Origin of the sequence: Mesorhizobium sp. WSM4989 (assembly GCF_029625795.1) — a bacterium.
In the GTDB taxonomy this organism is placed as follows: Bacteria; Pseudomonadota; Alphaproteobacteria; order Rhizobiales; family Rhizobiaceae; genus Mesorhizobium.
The window spans coordinates 901,694-920,977 of record NZ_JARTVN010000001.1; the positions used below are offsets into that span (position 1 = coordinate 901,694).

13 protein-coding genes are annotated in these 19,284 nt (G+C 64.3%); 3 read left to right on the forward strand and 10 right to left on the reverse strand.

Annotated elements, in window-relative coordinates; all coding sequences use genetic code 11:
- Positions 1-3: 3 nt before the first annotated feature.
- From P9217_RS04580 to P9217_RS04625, 10 genes are all read right to left on the reverse strand, one after another.
- Positions 4-1,647, reverse strand: coding sequence for an alpha-glucosidase family protein (locus P9217_RS04580; protein WP_278086535.1), 1,644 nt, complete (start codon positions 1,645-1,647; stop codon positions 4-6).
- Entirely contained in the window at positions 1,647-3,647 is a 2,001-nt protein-coding gene (glgX, locus tag P9217_RS04585) for a glycogen debranching protein GlgX (protein WP_278086534.1), read from the reverse strand. The genes P9217_RS04580 and glgX overlap by 1 nt, the downstream gene beginning before the upstream one ends.
- 196 nt (positions 3,648-3,843) lie before the next feature.
- Entirely contained in the window at positions 3,844-5,472 is a 1,629-nt protein-coding gene (locus P9217_RS04590) for an alpha-D-glucose phosphate-specific phosphoglucomutase (protein WP_278086533.1), read from the reverse strand.
- A 3-nt stretch (positions 5,473-5,475) separates the two neighbouring features.
- Entirely contained in the window at positions 5,476-6,921 is a 1,446-nt protein-coding gene (gene glgA / locus P9217_RS04595) for a glycogen synthase GlgA (RefSeq protein WP_127241980.1), read from the reverse strand.
- Between the two features lie 67 nt (positions 6,922-6,988).
- Positions 6,989-8,254, reverse strand: a complete 1,266-nt coding sequence (gene glgC, locus P9217_RS04600) for a glucose-1-phosphate adenylyltransferase (RefSeq protein ID WP_066997781.1) — start codon at positions 8,252-8,254, stop codon at positions 6,989-6,991.
- A 14-nt stretch (positions 8,255-8,268) separates the two neighbouring features.
- Positions 8,269-10,503 carry a 1,4-alpha-glucan branching protein GlgB gene (glgB, locus tag P9217_RS04605; RefSeq protein WP_278086532.1) on the reverse strand — a complete coding sequence of 745 codons (2,235 nt, stop codon included), beginning with the start codon at positions 10,501-10,503 and terminating at the stop codon, positions 8,269-8,271.
- Between the two features lie 115 nt (positions 10,504-10,618).
- Positions 10,619-13,081, reverse strand: a complete 2,463-nt coding sequence (locus tag P9217_RS04610; protein WP_278086531.1) for a glycogen/starch/alpha-glucan phosphorylase — start codon at positions 13,079-13,081, stop codon at positions 10,619-10,621.
- 149 nt (positions 13,082-13,230) lie between these two features.
- Positions 13,231-14,013 carry an ATP-binding cassette domain-containing protein gene (locus P9217_RS04615; protein WP_066997791.1) on the reverse strand — a complete coding sequence of 261 codons (783 nt, stop codon included), beginning with the start codon at positions 14,011-14,013 and terminating at the stop codon, positions 13,231-13,233.
- A 2-nt stretch (positions 14,014-14,015) separates the two neighbouring features.
- Positions 14,016-15,080, reverse strand: coding sequence for an ABC transporter permease (locus P9217_RS04620; RefSeq protein WP_278086530.1), 1,065 nt, complete (start codon positions 15,078-15,080; stop codon positions 14,016-14,018).
- Positions 15,081-15,241: 161 nt separating this feature from the next.
- Entirely contained in the window at positions 15,242-16,276 is a 1,035-nt protein-coding gene (locus tag P9217_RS04625) for a sugar ABC transporter substrate-binding protein (protein WP_278086529.1), read from the reverse strand.
- A gap of 212 nt (positions 16,277-16,488) precedes the next feature.
- On the opposite strand from P9217_RS04625, the gene P9217_RS04630 reads away from it, so the two are divergent.
- The 3 genes from P9217_RS04630 to P9217_RS04640 are packed head-to-tail and all read left to right on the forward strand — an operon-like array spanning position 16,489 to position 19,084.
- Positions 16,489-17,715 (forward strand): ROK family transcriptional regulator, encoded by a 1,227-nt coding sequence (locus P9217_RS04630; RefSeq protein ID WP_095781659.1) that lies wholly within the window; start codon positions 16,489-16,491, stop codon positions 17,713-17,715.
- A 2-nt stretch (positions 17,716-17,717) separates the two neighbouring features.
- Positions 17,718-18,164, forward strand: coding sequence for an RbsD/FucU domain-containing protein (locus P9217_RS04635; RefSeq protein ID WP_067327918.1), 447 nt, complete (start codon positions 17,718-17,720; stop codon positions 18,162-18,164).
- Positions 18,161-19,084 (forward strand): carbohydrate kinase, encoded by a 924-nt coding sequence (locus P9217_RS04640; protein ID WP_278086528.1) that lies wholly within the window; start codon positions 18,161-18,163, stop codon positions 19,082-19,084. The genes P9217_RS04635 and P9217_RS04640 overlap by 4 nt, the downstream gene beginning before the upstream one ends.
- Positions 19,085-19,284 lie beyond the last annotated feature (200 nt).

The window sequence follows — 19,284 nt, forward strand, 5'->3', positions numbered from 1 at the left end:
CCGTCAGCCAATTCTCCCGACGAAGCACCCTACAGGCGGCAGCGCCAGCGCAATTTCTCCGAGAGCACCGCCAAGCACGCCGGCGACGTCTACGGCAAGAACCGTTATCTCGACATCGCTGATCTCGGCCGGCAGCGTCCAGTTCGCCGGCTCACCAGCGAAGTTGAAGACGCATAGCAAGTTCTCGTTTTCGTGCTGACGGATGAAAGCAAGCACATCGCCCTCAGCCTCTAGGAACCGGATCGAGCCGGCGATCAGCGCCGGATGGCGCTTGCGCAAGGCCAGCATCGAGCGATAGGCGGCAAGGACAGAACCGTCCTCGCCCTCCTGCACATCGACCGCGCGGGCGCGATGCGACGGCGGTACCGGCAGCCAGGGCTTGGCCGCGGAGAAGCCACCATTTTCGGCCCCGGCCTCCCAAACCATCGGAGTGCGGCAGCCGTCCCTGCCCTTCACGCCCGGCCAAAAACGGACGCCCAGCGGATCGCGCAGGTCCTCATAGGCAAGCTCGGCTTCCTCCAGCCCAAGCTCCTCGCCCTGGTAGAGGCAGATCGAGCCGCGCAGGCAGGACAGCAGCGCGATCGCGAATTTCGCTACCGCATCAGGATTTTCGCCCGGCTGCGTCCAGCGGCTGACATGGCGCATGACGTCGTGGTTGGAGAAGGCCCAGCAGACCCAGCCGTCGGCAACCGCGTTCTCGAACGCCTCGACGCAGCCGCGCACATGGGCGGCCGAGAATTGCGGGCCGAGCAGGTCGAAGGTGTAGCACATCTGCAATTTGTCGCCGCCGGAGGTGTAGGCGGCGAGCGTCTGCAGCGAGCGCTCCTCATCGCCCACTTCGCCGACGGCGGCACGGTCCGGATATTCGTCGAGCAACGCGCGGAAGCGCTTCAGGAAATCGAGATTCTCGGGGCGCGTCTTGTCGAAGAGATGCTCCTGGAAGGCGTAGGTGGTGGTGGCGACGTTGGTGCCGGCGACGCTTGAAGCCAGCGGCGGGTTGTCGCGCAGCCAGCGGTCGTGGACATAGTAGTTCACGGTATCCAGCCGGAACCCGTCAACGCCGCGCTCCAGCCAGAAGCGCAGGGTGTCAAGCACCGCATCCTGCACCTCCGGATTGTGGAAATTCAGATCCGGCTGCGCGGCCAGAAAATTGTGCATGTAGTATTGCCGGCGGGTGGCGTCCCACTCCCAGGCCGGCCCGCCGAACAGCGACTGCCAGTTGTTGGGCGCACTGCCATCCGGCTTGGCGTCGGCCCAGACATACCAGTCCGCCTTGGCGTTGTCACGGCTGGCGCGGCTCTCGACAAACCATTCGTGCTTGTCGGACGAATGCGAGATCACCTGGTCGATGATGAGCTTGAGGCCGAGCCGGTGCGCCTCGGCGACCAGCGCGTCGAAATCCTCCAGTGTGCCGAACATCGGATCGACATCGCGATAGTCCGACACGTCATAGCCCATGTCGGCCATCGGCGACTTGAAGAAGGGCGAGAGCCAGACGGCGTCGACGCCGAGCGAAGCGACATGGGCAAGACGCGACGTTACCCCCTTGAGATCGCCGCTGCCGTCGCCGTTCGTATCCTGGAAGGAGCGCGGATAGATCTGGTAGACCACGCAGCCGCGCCACCATTCGGCATTCCCACCAGCCATTACGAACCCTTCCCGGCGTGGGCGTTTCCGGCCGCCCTGCGCTCGATCATAAAATTGATGGTGCGGCCGGGCAGCGGCTGCGCAAGGTCGATCGCCTGCGTCTCGATCGCCGAACGCCACTCGTAGCCATCTCGCGGCGGCAAGGTGAAGACGCATTGGCGGCGGTCGCCATTGACCATGACGGCAAGGCGACCGCGCTGGCTATCGCCGAGGATCATGACGAGGCGGTGACGGCCGGGATCGTTCCAGTCGGCCTCGCCGAGCGGTGCGCCGGTTTCGGTCAACCACTCGACGTCCGGGATTTCCATTCCGTCTGCAGCTTTGCCGGTCAGGAAATTCGTGTCGGATAACGGCGGAAAGGCACGGCGCAGTTGCGCAAGCGCTGCTGTGTACCGCTCCAGCGCCCGGTCGCGGCCGGCCCAGTCGAGCCAGGTGATGGCGTTGTCCTGCGCATAGGCGTTGTTGTTGCCCTTCTGTGTGCGGCCGAACTCGTCGCCGGCGGTCAGCATGATGGTGCCGCGCGAGGCAAAGAGCGTCGCAAGCAGCGCGCGCTGGTCACCGAAGCGGGCCTTGGCGATTTCGGCGTCATCGGTCTCGCCCTCGACACCGTTGTTCCACGACAGATTGTCATTGTGGCCGTCGCGATTGTGCTCGCCATTGGCCGCATTGTGCTTCTTCTCATAGGCAACGATGTCGGCCAGCGTCATGCCGTCATGCGCGGCGATGAAATTGACGCTGCGGCTCACCGGCTGGCCCGCCCTGCCGAAGACATCGGAGGAGCCGGCAAGCCGCGTGGCTAAAGCGCCGATCGCGCCCGTGTCGCCGCGCCAAAAACGCCGGACGTCATCGCGATAGCGGTCGTTCCATTCAAGGTATGGCGGCCGGAAATTGCCGAGCTGGTAGCCGGTCGCGCCAATATCCCATGGCTCGGCGATCAGCACGCGGTCGGCGAGCACGGGGTCGCCGGCGATGGCTTCGAGAAGCGGCGCCTCCGGATCGAACGTGCCGTCAACGCGGCCGAGCACCGGCGCCAGATCGAAGCGGAAGCCGTCGACGCCGGCATGGCGGACGAAATGGCGCAGCGTGTCGAGCACCATCCTCTGCACGACCGGGTGGTCGCAGGCGACGGTGTTGCCGGTGCCGGTGTCATTGGCCAGTCGGCCGTCCGGCATGTGCCGGTAATAGGTCCGGGCGTCGAGGCCGCGCAGCGACAGTGTCGGCCCGAGCCGGTCGCTTTCGCCGGTGTGGTTGAAGACGAGGTCGAGGATCGTGCCGATACCCGCTTCACTCAGCGCCGCGACGGTATCGCGCAATTCGCTCAGGCCGCCCGGTGCCAGGCGGGGATCGAGCGCCATGAAGGTGACGGGGTTGTAGCCCCAGGCATTGTTCAGCCCCAGCGGCGGCAAATGGCGCTCGTCGATCGAGGCCGTGATCGGCATCAACTCGACGGCGGAAACGCCGAGACGCTTCAGATGCTCGACGACAGCCGGATGGGCAAGCGCCGCGATGGTGCCGCGCTGCACGTCAGGGACGTCCGGATGCAGCCTGGTGAAGGAGCGGACGTTGAGTTCGTAAATCAGGCCGCCGGGCCGGAACAGCGGCGGCTGGGGCGGCTGCGGTTTGGGCAGGGAATGAGCAATTGCCTTCGGCATGAGCGGCGCAGTGTCGGCGCCTTCATTGCGTTTGGCGGCCAGCCTCCAGTGATATTGGTATGGACGATCGACCTCGACGGCATACGGATCGATGAGAAGCTTGTTCGGATCGAACCAGAGGCCGCGCTCCGGCGCATAGTCGCCGTCGGCGCGAAAACCGTAACGCGTGCCGTTCCCAAGGCCGGGGACAAGGAGTGCATGCACGCCCTCGCCTTCCGGGTTGAGTTCCAGCCGGTCGATCTCGCGCGCGCCGCTGTCGTCGAAGAGCGAGACCCAAAGACGTCTGGCCGATGAGGAGCAAACGGCAAAGCGGATGCCTTCGGGAGTGATGCTGGCGCCGAGGGTCATGCGGGCCTCTCCCCTTCTCCCCTTGTGGGAGAAGGTGGATCGGCGCGCAGCGCCGAGACGGATGAGGGGCGTTGGAAGGAATGAGGCGTCGATGTTCTGGACACGGGTTTGCGCCAAGCTGGAGCACCCCTCAACCGTCTGAACTTCGCTCGGCCACCTTCTCCCACAAGGGGAGAAGGGGAAATCCTCACCACTTTCAAGTAATCACGCTCGGCTTGTTGCGACCGGTGTGGCTCTTGATGCCGGCGATGTCGTCGGCGGCGGCGATGAGGTCGGCGAGCGCTTCCTGCGTGTCGAGGTCATGCCTCGCCTTGTCGGGCTCGTAACGCTCGATATAGACGCGCAGCGTGGCGCCGGAAGTGCCGGTGCCGGAGAGCCGGAACACGACGCGCGAGCCGCCCTCGAACAGGATCCTGATGCCCTGGTTTTTGCTCACCGAGCCGTCGACCGGGTCGTGATAGGCGAAGTCGTCGGCGCTGGCGATCTTCATGCCGCGCACGCTGGTGCCGGGCAGCGAGCCGAGCTTGGCGCGCAATACGTCGACCAGTGCGTTGGCGCGGTCTGTCTCGACCTCCTCATAGTCGTGGCGCGAATAATAGTTGCGGCCGTAGCTTTCCCAGTGCTTGGTGACGATGTCCTTGCAGCTCTCGCCCCGCACAGCGAGGATGTTGAGCCACAGAAGCACGGCCCACAGCCCGTCCTTCTCGCGCACATGGTTGGAACCGGTGCCGGCGCTTTCCTCGCCGCAGATCGTCGCCATGCCGGCGTCGAGCAGATTGCCGAAAAACTTCCAGCCGGTCGGCGTCTCGTAGATGCCGACGCCGAGCTTCTCGGCGACGCGATCGGCCGCTCCGCTGGTCGGCATCGAGCGGGCGATGCCCTTCAGGCCTTCCTTGTAGCCGGGCGCCAGATGCGCATTGGCGGCCAGCATCGCCAGAGAATCCGAGGGCGTTACGAAGATGCCCTTGCCGATGATCAGGTTGCGGTCGCCGTCACCGTCGGAAGCGGCGCCGAAATCCGGCGCGTCCGGCCCCATCATCTCGTCATAGAGATGTTTGGCATGGACCAGGTTCGGATCGGGGTGATGGCCGCCGAAATCGGGCAGCGGCTTGAAATTGCGGCAGGTCCCGGCCGGGGCGCCGAGCCTACGCTCGAGGATCTCCTTGGCATAGGGGCCGGTCACCGCGTGCATGGCGTCGAAGCGCATGCGGAAGCCATATTTGAAATTCGCGCGGATGGCGTCGAAGTCGAACAGGCTCTCCATCAGCTCGGCATAGTCCTTGACCGGGTCGAACACCTCGACCGTCATGCCGCCGGCTTGGAAGGTGCCGATCGTGTCGATGTCGACGGTGCCGATGTCGGCGATCTTGAAGCTCGAGATCGTCTTGGACTTTTCGAAGATCGCGTCGGTGATCTTCTCCGGCGCAGGGCCGCCGTTGCCGGCATTGTATTTGATGCCGAAGTCCTCGTGCGGGCCACCCGGATTGTGGCTGGCCGACAGGATGATGCCGCCAAAGGTCTTGTATTTGCGGATGATGTTGGACGCGGCCGGCGTCGACAGGATGCCGCCCTGCCCGACCATCACCTTGCCGAAGCCGTTCGCAGCGGCCATGGCGATGGCCGTCTGGATGACCTCGCGGTTGTAGAAACGGCCGTCGCCGCCGATCACCAGCGTCTTGCCCTGAAAACCTTCCAGCGCGTCGAAGATCGACTGGATGAAGTTCTCGGCATAGTGCTCCTGCTGGAAGACGGGCACCTTCTTGCGCAGGCCGGAGGTGCCGGGCTTCTGGTCGGTATAGGGTTTGGTAGGGACGGTTTTGATCATGCCTCAGGCAGCCCTTTTTGAAAGCAGCAAGCGATAGAGTTCGACATATTTCTCGGCGCTCTTGTCCCAGGAAACGTCGGCCTTCATGCCCTGGCGCTGGATCGAGGCCCAGGCGGCGGGTCTGGCATGCGCTTCGACCAGGCGGCGGATGGCGTGCAGGAGGGCGCCGCCATTGTTCGGCGCGAATTGGAAACCGGTGGCGACGCCTGCCGAAAGCGCCGCCTCGTTGGCGTCGATGATGGTGTCGGCGAGGCCGCCGGTGCGGGCGACGACCGGCACGCAGCCATAGCGCAATCCATAGAGCTGGGTCAGCCCGCAAGGCTCGAAGCGTGAAGGGATGACGATCGCGTCGCAACCGCCCTGCATGATGTGGGAGAGCGCCTCATCATAGCCGATGACGACGCCGACGCGGCCGCGATGCCGCGCGGCCCCGGCAAGCAGCGAGCCTTCGAGGCCGGCATCGCCCGAGCCCAGAACCGCCAGTCGTGCTCCGCGCTGAACGACGCCGTCGACCACGGCAGCCAAAATGTCCATGCCCTTCTGCCAGGTTAGACGGCTGACCACGCAGACGATCGGGCTGTCGTCAGGCTCGAGGCTGAAGCGGTCCTCCACGGCCTTGCGGTTCAGGGCGCGCGCTTCCAGCGTCTCGGCCGAATAGTTGGCGACCAGGTGCTTGTCGGTCGCCGGGTTCCAGATGTCGACATCGATGCCGTTGACGATGCCGTAGAGGTCGACGGCGCGCATGTTGATCAGGCCGTCGAGGCCCATGCCGAATTCCGGCGAGCGGATTTCCTGCGCGTAGGTCGGGCTCACCGTGGTGATCGCCCAGGCGGCCTGCAGGCCGGCCTTGAGGAAGCCGACGCCGCCATAATATTCGACGCCATCGAGCTGCATCGCCACGCCCGGCAGGCCGAGCTCGCCGAAAATGCCGGAGCCGAACTGTCCCTGAAAAGCAAGGTTGTGCACGGTGATCAGCGACGGCACGCCGATCGCGTTGCCGTAGCGCATATAGGCGAGCGTCATTGCCGACTGCCAGTCATGGGCATGCACGAGGTCTGGCTGGTAGCCGGAGATCGCGCCGCCGGCGATGTCGCCGCCGACCTGGCTCAGCGCCGCGAAGCGCCGCCAGTTGTCGGGCCAGTCGGAGCCGGAGGCGGTACCATAGGGCCCGCCCTGGCGGTCGAAAAGATGCGGCGCGTCGAGCACGAAGAGCTCGAGCTCGCCGATCTTGACGGCGTGAACCGAAGCCTTGCCGCCCTGCAGCAGCGGGTACTGATAGACGGCCTTCTTTTTCTTGAAAGCGTCCATCACCACCGGGTAGCCGGGGATGAGCGTGCGCATCGCCACGCCCTTGCTGGCGAGCGCGATCGGCAGGGCACCGGTCACGTCGGCAAGCCCGCCGGTCTTGATCAGCGGGAAGATTTCGGGCGTGACGGACAGAACCTGCATGCGCCTAAGATCCACGGCTAAAGTGACAGCTTTGTTGATCAGACTGACAACTTGCCGATCAACCCTATCAGGTTGACAGCTTGTTGATCATATCCTGAGTGATCAGGCAGATGCCCTTTTCCGAAACGCGGAAGCGCTTGGCGTCGAGTGCCGCATCCTCGCCGACCACCAGCCCCTCCGGGATGTGGACGCCATGGTCGATGACGACGCGCTTGAGGCGCGCGTTGCGCCCAACCTGAACGTCGGGCAGCATCACCACTTCCTCGAGCTTCGAATAGGAATTGATGCGCGCGCCGGTGAAGATCAGGCTGCGGCGCAGCGATGCGCCGGAAACGATGCAGTCGCCGGACACCAGCGAGGAGATCGCCTCGCCGCGACGGCCGTCCTCGTCATGCACGAATTTGGCCGGCGGCTTCAATTCGGCATAGGTCCAGATCGGCCAATCCCGGTCGTAGAGATCGAGTTCGGGCGTGACATCGGTCAGGTCGATATTGGCTTCCCAATAGGCGTCCACCGTCCCGACGTCGCGCCAGTAAGGCTCCGACTCGTGCGAGGAGCGGACGCAGGATTTGGCGAAGCGGTGGGCGATCGCCTTACCGTGCTGGACGATGTAGGGGATGATGTCCTTGCCGAAGTCGCGGCTGGATCCTGGCTCGGCCGCGTCGCGGCGCAACTGCTCCATCAGGAACTTGGTCTTGAAGACATAGATGCCCATCGAGGCCAGCGCATGGTCCGGCTTGTCCGGTATGCCGGGCGGGTCGGCGGGTTTCTCGATGAAGGAGATGATGGTGTCCTTCTTGTCGACATGCATGACGCCGAAGCCGGTCGCCTCCATGCGCGGCACTTCGAGGCAGCCGACGGTGACATCGGCGCCGGCATCGACGTGCTGGCGCAGCATCAGCTCGTAATCCATCTTGTAGATGTGGTCGCCGGCTAAGATGACCATGTATTCGGGGCCATAGGCCTCGATGATATCGATGTTCTGGTAGACCGCATCCGCCGTGCCCTCGTACCACTGCGTTTCCGAGACGCGCTGCGAGGCGGGCAGGATGTCGAAGCTCTCGTTTCGTTCGGGGCGCAGGAAGTTCCAGCCACGCTGCAGGTGGCGGATCAGCGAGTGCGCCTTGTATTGGGTGGCGACGCCGAGACGGCGAATGCCGGAGTTGAGCGCATTGGACAGCGCAAAATCGATGATGCGCGTCTTGCCGCCGAAATAGACGGCGGGCTTGGCGCGCCGGTCGGTCAGCTCCTTGAGGCGGCTGCCGCGGCCGCCGGCCAGCACATAGGCCATGGCATCGCGCGCCAGCGGCTGGGTTCTCTTGATCTCTGCCATCGTTTGCCTCCCTCCTAAGCTGTCCGGACCTTTGCTTCGTCCGCGACGAATTCCAGCATGATCGTCGACAGCGGCGGCAAGAGCATCGTCGCCGACGTGCCGCCCCCTTCCCCGCTCGCCACGATCATGCCGCCATTGCCCATGCCGGAGCCGCCATACTCGGCGGCGTCAGTGTTGATGATCTCGCGCCACTCGCCCGCCTTCGGCAGCGGCACGCGATAGTTCTCGCGCGGCACCGGCGTGAAGTTGGAAATGACGGCTATCGGGTTGCCGTCCGGCGCGCTGCGCAGCCAGGCAAAGACCGAATTGTCGCGATCGTCGACGATCAGCCAGGAGAAGCCTTCCGGCTCGCAGTCGCGCGCATGCAGCGCCGGGCGCGAACGATAGAGGTAGTTCAAGTCCCGCACCGCCTGCCGGACGCCGCGGTGCGGGGCGTGCTCCAGCAGATTCCAGTCGAGCGCGCGTTCCTCGCTCCACTCGCGGCGCTGGGCGAATTCCTGGCCCATGAACAGGAGCTTCTTGCCGGGATAACCCCACATGAAGGCGTAGTAAGCGCGCAGCGTGGCGAATTTCTGCCAGTCGTCGCCTGCCATCTTGTGGAGCAGCGTGCCCTTGCCGTGCACGACCTCGTCATGAGAGAGCGGCAGCACGAAATTCTCGGAAAAAGCGTAGACCAGGCCGAAGGTGATGTCGTTGTGATGGTGCTTGCGGTAGATCGGCTCCTTGGAGAAATACTCCAGCGTGTCGTGCATGAAGCCCATGTTCCATTTGAAGCCGAAGCCGAGCCCGCCTTCATGCACCGGCTGCGATACCTTCGGCCATGAGGTCGATTCTTCGGCGATCGTCATCACCCCGGGATGATGGCCGTAAAGCTCCTTGTTCATCTTCTGCAGGAAGCTGACCGCCTGCAAATTCTCGCGCCCGCCTTTCTCGTTGGGGATCCACTCGCCTGACCTGCGCGAATAATCGAGGTAGAGCATCGAGGCGACAGCGTCGACGCGCAAACCGTCGACATGGTATTTTTCGGCCCAGAACAGCGCGTTGTTGACGAGGAACGACACCACCTCGCGGCGGCCGAAATTGTAGATGGCGGTATTCCAGTCGGGGTGAAAACCCTGGCGCGGGTCGGCATGCTCGTAGAGCGCGGTGCCGTCGAACTTCACCAGCCCATGCTCGTCGACGGGGAAATGCGCCGGCACCCAGTCGAGGATGACGCCGACGCCGGCACGATGCGCACCGTCGACGAAGCGGGCGAAGCCATCGGGATCGCCGAAGCGCGCGGTCGGCGCATAAAGGCCGGTCGTCTGGTAGCCCCAGGACGGATCGTAGGGGTGCTCCGAGATCGGAAGGAACTCGATATGGGTGAAGCCGGTTTCGACCACGTAGGGGATCAGCTGCGCGGCGAGCTCGTCCCAGGTGAGGAAGGTGCCGTCATCGCGGCGCTGCCACGAGCCGGCATGGACCTCGTAGATCGAGATCGCCTCGCGCCGCGGATCGGCCTTCTGCCAGAAGCTGCGATGGGCCTCGTCGCCCCATTGATGCGCGATCGGCGGCGCCGTCACCGAAGCGGTCGCCGGGCGCAGCTCGGACTCGAAGGCGAACGGATCGGCCTTGAGGGGCAGGCGCACGCCGTCGGGACCGATGATCTCGAACTTGTAAGGCTGGCCGGCGCCGAGGTCCGGAATGAACAGCTCCCAGATGCCGGTGTCCTTGCGGTCGCGCATGGTGTGCCGGCGGCCGTCCCAGTCGTTGAAGGCGCCAACCACCGAGACGCGCCGGGCGTTGGGCGCCCATACCGCGAAATGCACGCCGGTGGCGCTTTCATGCTCGATGATATGGGCGCCGAGCTTGTCGAAGAGCCTCAGGTGCGAGCCCTCCGCCATGTAGTAGTCGTCCATCGGGCCTAGCACCGGGCCGAAGGAATAAGGGTCGGTCAGCCACCAGTCGCCGCCGGCATTCCTCGCGTGATAGCGCAACGGCTGACGCTTGCGGATCGAAAGCTTGCCCTCGAAGAAGCCGGCATCGTTGCTGCGCACGAGTTCCCCGGCTTCCTTGCCGGTGAGCGTATAGGCGGTGACGCATTCGGCATTGGGTACGAAGCAGCGGGCGACAAAGCCCTTGCCGGCCGCGTGCACACCCAGAATTGCAAAGGGATCGCCATGCGTTCCGGCGACAATGGCCGCGACATCGCCGGCTGGCGCCAGTCCGTCCGGCCCGCTTGTTGCAGCGGTCGCGCGCGGCTTCCTCATCAGGCGGCATCCCTCCCTGGGAACTATTCTGGTTTGTGCATATGTTGGGCCCAAACGGCTAGGCACTTTTGGGCGACATGCACGTCCACGTTGTCGGCGGCCTCATGCAATCACATCAGACAGGTACGTTCCAGATTTCTTTCGCGTATTGGCGAATGGTGCGATCGGACGAGAACCAGCCGACGCGGGCGACATTGCGGATGGCGCGCGCGTACCAGTCGGGACTGTTGCGCCAGACATCGTCGACCTCGCGCTGGCAGGCGGCGTAGGAGTCGAAATCGGCCGCCACCATGAACCAGTCGCTCTGATAAAGGCCGTTCATGAGGTCGCGGTAGCGGTTGGGATCGTCAGGCGAGAAGACGCCGGAGGAGATCGCCGACACCGCCTGCGACAACTCCGGCGAGGACGCGATCACGCCGCGCGGATTGTAGCCGTTGTCGCGGCGTTCGGCGACCTCGGCGGTGGTGAGGCCGAAGATGAAGATGTTGTCGTCGCCGACGCGCTCCTTGATCTCGACATTGGCGCCGTCGAGCGTGCCGATGGTCAAGGCGCCGTTGAGGGCAAACTTCATGTTGCCGGTGCCGGAAGCCTCCATGCCGGCGGTCGAGATCTGCTCGGAAAGATCGGCCGCCGGCATCATCACCTCGGCGAGGCTGACATTGTAGTTCGGGACAAACACAGCCTTGAGCAGGCCGCGCGTCGAGGGATCGCCGTTGATCACCCGGGCGACGTCGTTGGCCAGTTTGATGATGAGCTTGGCGTTGTGGTAGCTCGGCGCCGCCTTGCCGCCGAAGAATTTAACCCGCGGCATCCAGTCCCGCTCGGGATGCGAGCGGATCTGGTCGTAGAGCGCGATCGCCTCCAGAATGTTGAGCAATTGGCGCTTGTATTCGTGGATGCGCTTGACCTGGATGTCGAACAGCGCTGAAGGATCGAGCCTGATGCCGAGCCGGTCGGCGACTAGGTTTGCAAGCCTCACCTTGTTCTGGCGCTTCACGGCGGCAAACTTCTCGCGGAAAGCGGAGTCGCCGGCAAGAGGATCGAGGTCCTTGATGGCTTCGATGTCGTCCATGAAGCGGTTCCCGATCGCTTCGCGGGCAAGCGCGGTCAGGCCCGGATTGCACTGGATCAGCCAGCGCCTGGGCGTGATGCCGTTGGTCTTGTTGTTGATGCGGTCGGGATAGAGCTTGTGGAGATCGGCAAACACCGTCTCCTTCATCAGATCGGTGTGCAGCGCCGAGACGCCGTTGATCGAATGCGAGCCGACGAAAGCGAGATTGCCCATGCGCACGCGGCGGTCGCCATTTTCCTGGATCAGCGAGATGCGGGCGATCTGCTCGCCCGAGAACTTTCCGGTGGCCCGCGCCTCCAGGAGAACCTGGGCATTGATGGCGTAGACGATCTGCATGTGGCGCGGCAACAGACGCTCGAACAGCGGCACCGGCCAGCTTTCCAACGCCTCCGGCAGCAACGTGTGGTTGGTGTAGGCGAAGGTACGCTTGGTGATGTCCCAGGCAAGGTCGAAATCCATGCCGTGAACGTCCATCAGAAGCCGCATCAGCTCCGGCACGGCGACGGCCGGATGGGTGTCGTTCAGGTGGATCGCGGCCTTGTCGGGCAGCGACTTCAGGTCGCCGTACTGGCTGAGGTGGCGCTGGACGATGTCCTGCAGCGAAGCAGTCGAGAAGAAATATTCCTGGCGCAGCCGGAGCTCCTGCCCGGCCATGTGCGAGTCGGCCGGATAGAGAACGCGCGACAGCGCGTCGGCCTTGTTGCTTTCGGCGAGCGCGCCGATGTGGTCGCCGGCATTGAACTTGTCGAGCAGAATCGGGTCGATCGGCATGCCGGACCACAGCCGCAGCGTGTTGACGCGCTTGGCGCGCCAGCCCGCGACCGGCGTGTCATAAGCGACCGCCAGCACATGCTCGTTGGGCCTCCAGACATGGCGCTCCAGGCGGCCGTCCTTTGAGGTGATCGATTCCACCGAACCGCCGAAGCCGACCTCGAAGGAACGTTCGCGCCGCTCGAACTCCCATGGGTTGCCATGGTCGAGCCAGGTTTCCGGCAACTCGACCTGCCAGCCGTCATGAATCTCCTGCCGGAACATGCCGTTGGCGTAGCGGATGCCGTAGCCGTGGGCGGGGATATCGACCGTGGCCATGCTTTCCATGAAGCAGGCGGCCAGCCGGCCGAGACCGCCATTGCCGAGGGCTGCGTCCGGTTCAAGGCCGGCGATCAAGTCGAGATCCACGCCGAGCGATGCCAGCGCCTCGCGCATGTTCTCCATCAGGCCGAGATTGGAGAAGGCGTCGCGCATCAGGCGCCCGATCAGGAATTCGAGCGAGAGATAGTAGACGCGCTTTTCCTGCTGGTCGTAGGCTTCCTTGGTCGCCTGGATCCAGTGATCGACGACGCGGTCGCGCACCACCTTGATCGAGGCGGTCAGCCAGTCATAGGGCGTTGCGACGGTGGTGTCCTTGCCGACCCGGTACTTGAGCGACATCAGGACTTCCTCGGCGAGCGTCCTGGGATCGGGGTGGTCGAGAGCGGGGGCTTCGATCGTCATGGCGGGTTTCATATCGCCTCTCGTTCGGTTGGCCTGATCATAGCGGCTTTCACCGTTTCTCCTACCCCAGTTTGCCGCGCTGCAGCATATAATGTTAAATCGATTTAGGACGGAGTGTCCATCCGATGCACCTGCGGCCAATTACCATGGTGGGGCGGAGATCAGGCCGCCAGCGCGTCCTCCGGCGGCTTCTTGGCGCCGGTCATGAGCGCGACGGCATCCGACATCGAAATCTGCTTCGGATCGACGACGCATAGACGCCGTCCAAGCCGGTGGATGTGGATGCGATCGGCGACCTCGAAGACATGCGGCATGTTGTGCGAGATGAGCACGATCGGCAGGCCGCGCTTCTTGACGTCGAGGATCAGCTCGAGGACGCGGCGACTTTCCTTGACACCGAGCGCCGCCGTCGGTTCGTCCATGATCACCACCTTCGATCCGAAGGCGGCGGCGCGAGCCACGGCGACGCCTTGGCGCTGGCCGCCCGAAAGCGTCTCCACCGCCTGGCTGATGTTCTGGATGGTCATCAGGCCGAGTTCGGTCAGCTTGTCGCGGGCGCGCTTTTCCATCGCCGGACGATCCAGCATGCGGAACCAGCTGCCGAGCGGACCCGGTTTGCGGATCTCGCGGCCGAGAAACATGTTGTCGGCGATCGACAGCGCCGGCGACAATGCCAGGTTCTGGTAGACGGTCTCGATCCCCGCCTCGCGGGCCTCGATGGGCGATTTGAACTGGACCTGCTTGCCGTCCAGCTCAATCACCCCTTCATCGGGATGCACGGCGCCGGAGATCGCCTTGATGAGCGTCGACTTGCCGGCGCCGTTGTCGCCGATCACGGCCAGGATTTCACCCGGGTAGAGATCGAAGTCGCAGTTGTTGAGCGCGGTCACGCGGCCGTAGCGCTTGGTTAGACCGCGCGCGGTGAGAACAGCCTGCTGGGTCATGGTTACACCGAAACCTTTCTGATCCACTGGTCGATCGCCACGGCGCCGATAATCAGGACACCGGTGAGCAGCACTTTCCATTGCGGGTCAGCGCCCAGCATGTTGAGGCCCATCGAGACGACGCCGACGATCATGGCGCCGAACAGCGTGCCGAGGATGGAGCCGCGGCCGCCAAAGAGCGAGATGCCCCCGATCACGGTCGCGGTGATCGCTTGCAGATTGTAGTCGGTGACGGCGGCGGACGGCGAGATCGAGCCGTTGCGGCCGATCGACACCCAGGCAGCGAAGGCGGCGATCAGACCGGCAAGCGTATAGACGGCCATCAGCACAGACTTGGTCTGGATACCGGAGAGTTTCGCCGCTTCCGGGTCGTCGCCGACGGCATAGACATGGCGGCCCCACGCCGTGTGGTTGAGCACATACCACAAGAGCAGCACCAACAGGACCATGGCGATGACGCCGGCCGTCAGCACGGCGGAGCCGATCCTGAAGCTCAGCGCGAAGAGATGCAGCAGCGGCGCCTGAGCGTCGACATCGGCGTCGCGGATCGTCTCATTGGCCGAGTAGATGAAATTGGTGGCCATGACGATGTTCCAGGTGCCCAGTGTCACGATGAAGGGCGGCAATTTCATATAGGCGACCAACAAGCCGTTGAGCATGCCGCAAACCGCGCCTGCGCCAAGCCCAAGCACCACGGCCAGGATTGTCGGCATGCCATAGGTGATGGCGCAGTTGCCCATGACCACCGCCGAGATGACCATCACCACGCCGATCGAAAGATCGATGCCGGCGGTCAGGATGACCAGCGTCTGGGCAGCGCCCAGGATGCCGACGATGGCGATCTGCTGCAGGATCAGCGTCAGCGTGTAGGACGAAAAGAAGCGGCCGCCGATGGCAACGCCAAAGATGATGACCGACAGCACCAGCACGATCAGCGGCACCGCCGCCGGCGTGGAGTGCAGGAAATGCTGGGCGCGCTTGACGAACGACTTGCCGTGCTCGTCGAAGGCCGCGACGCTGCTGTCGCTGCCCGAAAGTACCTTCTCGAATTCCTGAATCTGAGACATGTATCCTCCCGTATGCGCACAGCCTTCTCATTGCTGCGCGCGCCGTCGACGCCTCTTCCGGTCTGTCGCCAGGATTGTCCGCGCTTGACGAAGGCGCATCGTCCACCCGATGCGGCCGGGGATCAAGCCCCCAGCCGCAAGCTTTGTGAACCGTCAGAGCGTCAGCCCCAGCACTTGGCGAGGCCTTCCTTGGTGTCGATCGACTTGACGCCGTTGGCCGGCTTGTCGGTGACGAGATTGACGCCGGTGTCGAAGAAGTTCTTCCCTTCGGTCGGCTTCGGCTTCGTTCCGTCCCTGGCAAATTTGGCGATCGCCTCGATGCCGAGCGCCGCCATCTGCAGCGGGTACTGCTGCGAGGTGGCGCCGATAACGCCCTCGGCAACCGACTTGACGCCCGGGCAGCCGCCGTCGACCGAAACGATCAGCACCTGCTTTTCCAGACCGACGGCCTTGAGCGCCTGGTAGGCACCGACTGCGGCCGGCTCGTTGATGGTGTGGATGACGTTGATGGTGTTGTCCTTTTGCAGGAGGTTCTCCATCGCCTTGCGGCCGCCTTCCTCGTTGCCGTTGGTCACGTCGTGGCCGACGATGCGCGGATCGTCTTCGTCGCCGATCTTGTTGGGATCCTTCACGTCGATGCCGTAGCCCATCATGAAGCCCTGGTCGCGCAGAACGTCGACGGTCGGCTGGGAGGGAGTGAGGTCGAGGAAGCCGATCTTGGCGTCCTTGGCCTTGTCGCCGAGCGTGGCGGCGGCCCAGGCGCCGATCAGCTTGCCGGCCTCCAGATTGTCGGTGGCGAAGGTCGCATCGGCAGCGTCGATCGGATCGAGCGGCGTGTCGAGGGCGATCACCAGCAGGCCGGCGTCACGCGCCTTCTTCACCGTCGGCACGATGCCCTTGGTGTCAGAGGCGGTGATCAGGATGCCCTTGGCGCCGTCGGCAATGCAGCTCTCGATCGCCGCGACCTGGCTCTCGCTGTCGCCGTCGATCTTGCCGGCATAGGTCTTCAGGTCGACGCCGAGTTCCTTGGCCTTGGCGGTGGCGCCTTCCTTCATCTTCACGAAGAAGGGATTGGTGTCGGTCTTGGTGATCAGGCAGGCGCCGACGCCCGCAGCCGATGCGGACGAGGCGAATGCGAGCAGGCCCAGCCCGGCCGCCGCGAATACGGTGGACTTCAGCAGCGATTTCTTGGTCACGATTTCCTCCCAATGGAACCATTCCGGACGCCGGCCAACCCGGCGCCTCGAGCGCATCCAACCATTTTTCCCAGCGTGGACGCCACCCCAAAAGACACCAGTCCGCATCATCTGTCAATAATTAAATCACTCTTATTTATTATTGACAGACTTGCGCTGTTCACTCATTCTGAACGAAAAGCCAGTGTGGGGAAACCGACGGGAGGAACAGGGTGGAGACCGGCATTGCGAGGCACGGTTCGCCCGAGGCTCTGGAGAGCCGGCTGCATCGCGGCACGAACCAGAGCGGCATGCGCGACCACAATGAAAGGCTGGTGCTGTCACTGGTGCGCCAGCATGGCAGCCTCGCCAAATCCGACATCGCGCGCATGACCGGGCTGTCGGCCCAGACGGTATCCGTCATCATGCGGGAGCTGGAAGAGGACAAGCTGCTCGTGCGCCAGGCGCCGCTGCGCGGCAAGATCGGCCAGCCGTCGATCCCGATGGCGCTCAATCCGGAAGGAGCTTTCTTCATCGGTCTCAAGATCGGCCGCCGCAGCGCCGAGCTGGTGCTGATCGACTTCCTCGGCAATGTGCGATCGATGCTGCAGAATTCCTATCGTTATCCGGCGCCGCGCGAGACGGTGGAGTTCGTCGGCGCTGGGATCAAACAAATGCGCGGCGAGCTGACACCGGCGCAGGACAAGCGCATCGCCGGGCTCGGGATCGCCATGCCGTTCGAGCTTTGGAGCTGGGCCGACACAGCCGGCGCGCCGCGCGAGATCATGGATGAATGGCGCCATCGCGACATCCGCGCCGACATCCAGTCCCAATGCGACTTTCCGGTCTATCTGCAGAACGATGCCACGTCCGCTTGCGGGGCAGAGCTCGTCTTCGGCCAGGCAGGCGCGGCGCGCGACTTCGTCTATTTCTATATCGGTGCCTTTGCCGGCGGCGGCATCGTGCTCAACGGCCGCCTGTTCGGCGGGCCGACCGGCAATGCCGGCGCCCTGGGTTCGATGCCGGTGCCCGGGCCGGACGGCAAGCCGACACAGCTTATCGATGTCGCCTCGATCGCCATGCTGGAAAAGGCGCTGAGCGCCAAGGGCATCGACGGCTCCTATCTGTGGACCTCGCCGCAGGAATGGGGCGAGATCGGCGCCGAGCTCGACGACTGGATCGCAAGTGCTGCACAAGCGCTGGCCTATGCGATCGTTGCCGCCTCGTCGGTCATCGATTTCGAGGCCGCGGTGATCGACGGCTGGATGCCCCTCGACGTGCGGCGGAGGCTTGTCGATGCGGTGACGGACGCGATCACCGGTATCGACGCCGAGGGGCTGAAGCTGCCGGTCGTACGCGAAGGAACGGTCGGCATCCATGCGCGGGCGCTTGGCGGCGCCAGCCTGCCGCTTTCCGAACGCTTCCTGATCGGACCGACGACGATTTCCAGGAGCGCCTGACCATGCTGATCGGCATTCCGTCGCTGCTCGGCCCGCAGCTTCTGGCGACGCTCAGGGCCATGGGCCATGGCGACGAGATCGCCATCGTCGACGGCAATTATCCGGCCGAGGAACAGGCGCGCAGGCTGATCCGCGCCGACGGCCATGCCGTCATTCCGGTGCTGGACGCCGTTTTGAGCGTGCTGCCGGTGGATGCGGCGGTGCCGGAGGCCCTGTTCCGCGCCTCGGTCAAAGGCGATCCGGCGCTCGCCGATCCCGTGCATCACGAGATGGAAGCGGTCTGCGCCAAACGCGCGCCGGGGCACAAGGTGATTGCGCTGGCGGGGGCCGACTTCTATGCACGCGTCAAGGCCGCGCATGCGATCGTCGCGACCAGCGAACCCAGGCTTTATGCCAACATCATCATCCGTAAGGGCGTGATCCATCCGCCGGAGACCGAGACACAATGATCCTCTGCTGTGGCGAAGCCCTGATCGACATGCTGCCGCGCACGACAGCGGAAGGCGAAGCGGCCTTCGCGCCTTATGTCGGCGGAGCGGTGTTCAACACGGCGGTCGCGCTCGGACGGCTGGGCGCTCCGGCAGGCTTCTTCTCAGGTCTCTCCTCCGACCTGTTCGGCGGCCAGCTCCGCGAGGCGCTGGGAGCCAGCAAGGTGAGCTCGACCTATGCGCACACCTCGCCCAAGCCGACCACGCTCGCCTTCGTGCGGCTCACCGATGGCCAGGCGAGCTATACGTTCTACGACGAGAACACCGCCGGGCGCATGCTCGCCATCGAGGACCTGCCGAAGCTCGGCGCCGAGATCGAGGCGATGCTGTTCGGCGCGATCAGCCTGATCTCGGAACCGGCGGGATCGGCCTATGAGGAGTTCATGCGGCGCGAGCACAACAGCCGGGTGATGATGCTCGACCCCAACATCCGGCCGAACTTCATTCCGGACAAGGCCAAGCATCTGAGGCGCATCCGCGAGATGATGGCGATGGCCGACATCGTCAAACTGTCGGACGAAGACCTCAACTGGTTCGACGAAGCGGGCTCGCACGAGGAGGTCGTGCGCAACTGGCTTGACCGCGGTCCCAGCCTGATCGTCGTCACCCATGGCAGCGAAGGCGCCGTCGGCTACAGCAGGGAGCACAAGGTCACGGTGGTGCCGCGGAAAGTGAAGGTGGTCGACACCGTCGGCGCGGGCGACACCTTCAATGCCGGCATCCTTGCCTCGCTGCACGAGCAGGGTCTGCTCACCAAAGCAGCGATCGGCGGCCTCTCGGAGGAAGCCATCCGCAGCGCGCTGGAGCTTGGCGCCAAGGCGGCCGCCGTGACGGTATCTCGGGCCGGCGCCAACCCGCCATGGCGGCACGAAATCGCCTGATCGGCTGACCGGTCCCGCCGGCGATCCGTGCCCGAGCGATCACTTTATGTTTCGAAGGGCCGGAACAGCGCGACAAGAGCCGCTTCGAATACGCTTGGAAGCCCGGATTTCCGGCTTCTTCTGGCAATGCGCAGGCAAAAAACGGTAACAGGCTGCGACACTTGCGCAATTCGCCCTGGCCATGGGCGGCTTTTTCAGCC

Excerpts from the sequence above, each read along its gene's own strand:
- P9217_RS04580 (WP_278086535.1), bottom strand. The coding sequence starts at position 1,647 with ATGGCTGGTGGGAATGCCGAATGGTGGCGCGGCTGCGTGGTCTACCAG.
- glgX (WP_278086534.1), bottom strand. The coding sequence starts at position 3,647 with ATGACCCTCGGCGCCAGCATCACTCCCGAAGGCATCCGCTTTGCCGTT.
- P9217_RS04590 (WP_278086533.1), bottom strand. The coding sequence starts at position 5,472 with ATGATCAAAACCGTCCCTACCAAACCCTATACCGACCAGAAGCCCGGC.
- glgA (WP_127241980.1), bottom strand. The coding sequence starts at position 6,921 with ATGCAGGTTCTGTCCGTCACGCCCGAAATCTTCCCGCTGATCAAGACC.
- glgC (WP_066997781.1), bottom strand. The coding sequence starts at position 8,254 with ATGGCAGAGATCAAGAGAACCCAGCCGCTGGCGCGCGATGCCATGGCC.
- glgB (WP_278086532.1), bottom strand. The coding sequence starts at position 10,503 with ATGAGGAAGCCGCGCGCGACCGCTGCAACAAGCGGGCCGGACGGACTG.
- P9217_RS04610 (WP_278086531.1), bottom strand. The coding sequence starts at position 13,081 with ATGAAACCCGCCATGACGATCGAAGCCCCCGCTCTCGACCACCCCGAT.
- P9217_RS04615 (WP_066997791.1), bottom strand. The coding sequence starts at position 14,013 with ATGACCCAGCAGGCTGTTCTCACCGCGCGCGGTCTAACCAAGCGCTAC.
- P9217_RS04620 (WP_278086530.1), bottom strand. The coding sequence starts at position 15,080 with ATGTCTCAGATTCAGGAATTCGAGAAGGTACTTTCGGGCAGCGACAGC.
- P9217_RS04635 (WP_067327918.1), top strand. The coding sequence starts at position 17,718 with ATGCTGATCGGCATTCCGTCGCTGCTCGGCCCGCAGCTTCTGGCGACG.
- P9217_RS04640 (WP_278086528.1), top strand. The coding sequence starts at position 18,161 with ATGATCCTCTGCTGTGGCGAAGCCCTGATCGACATGCTGCCGCGCACG.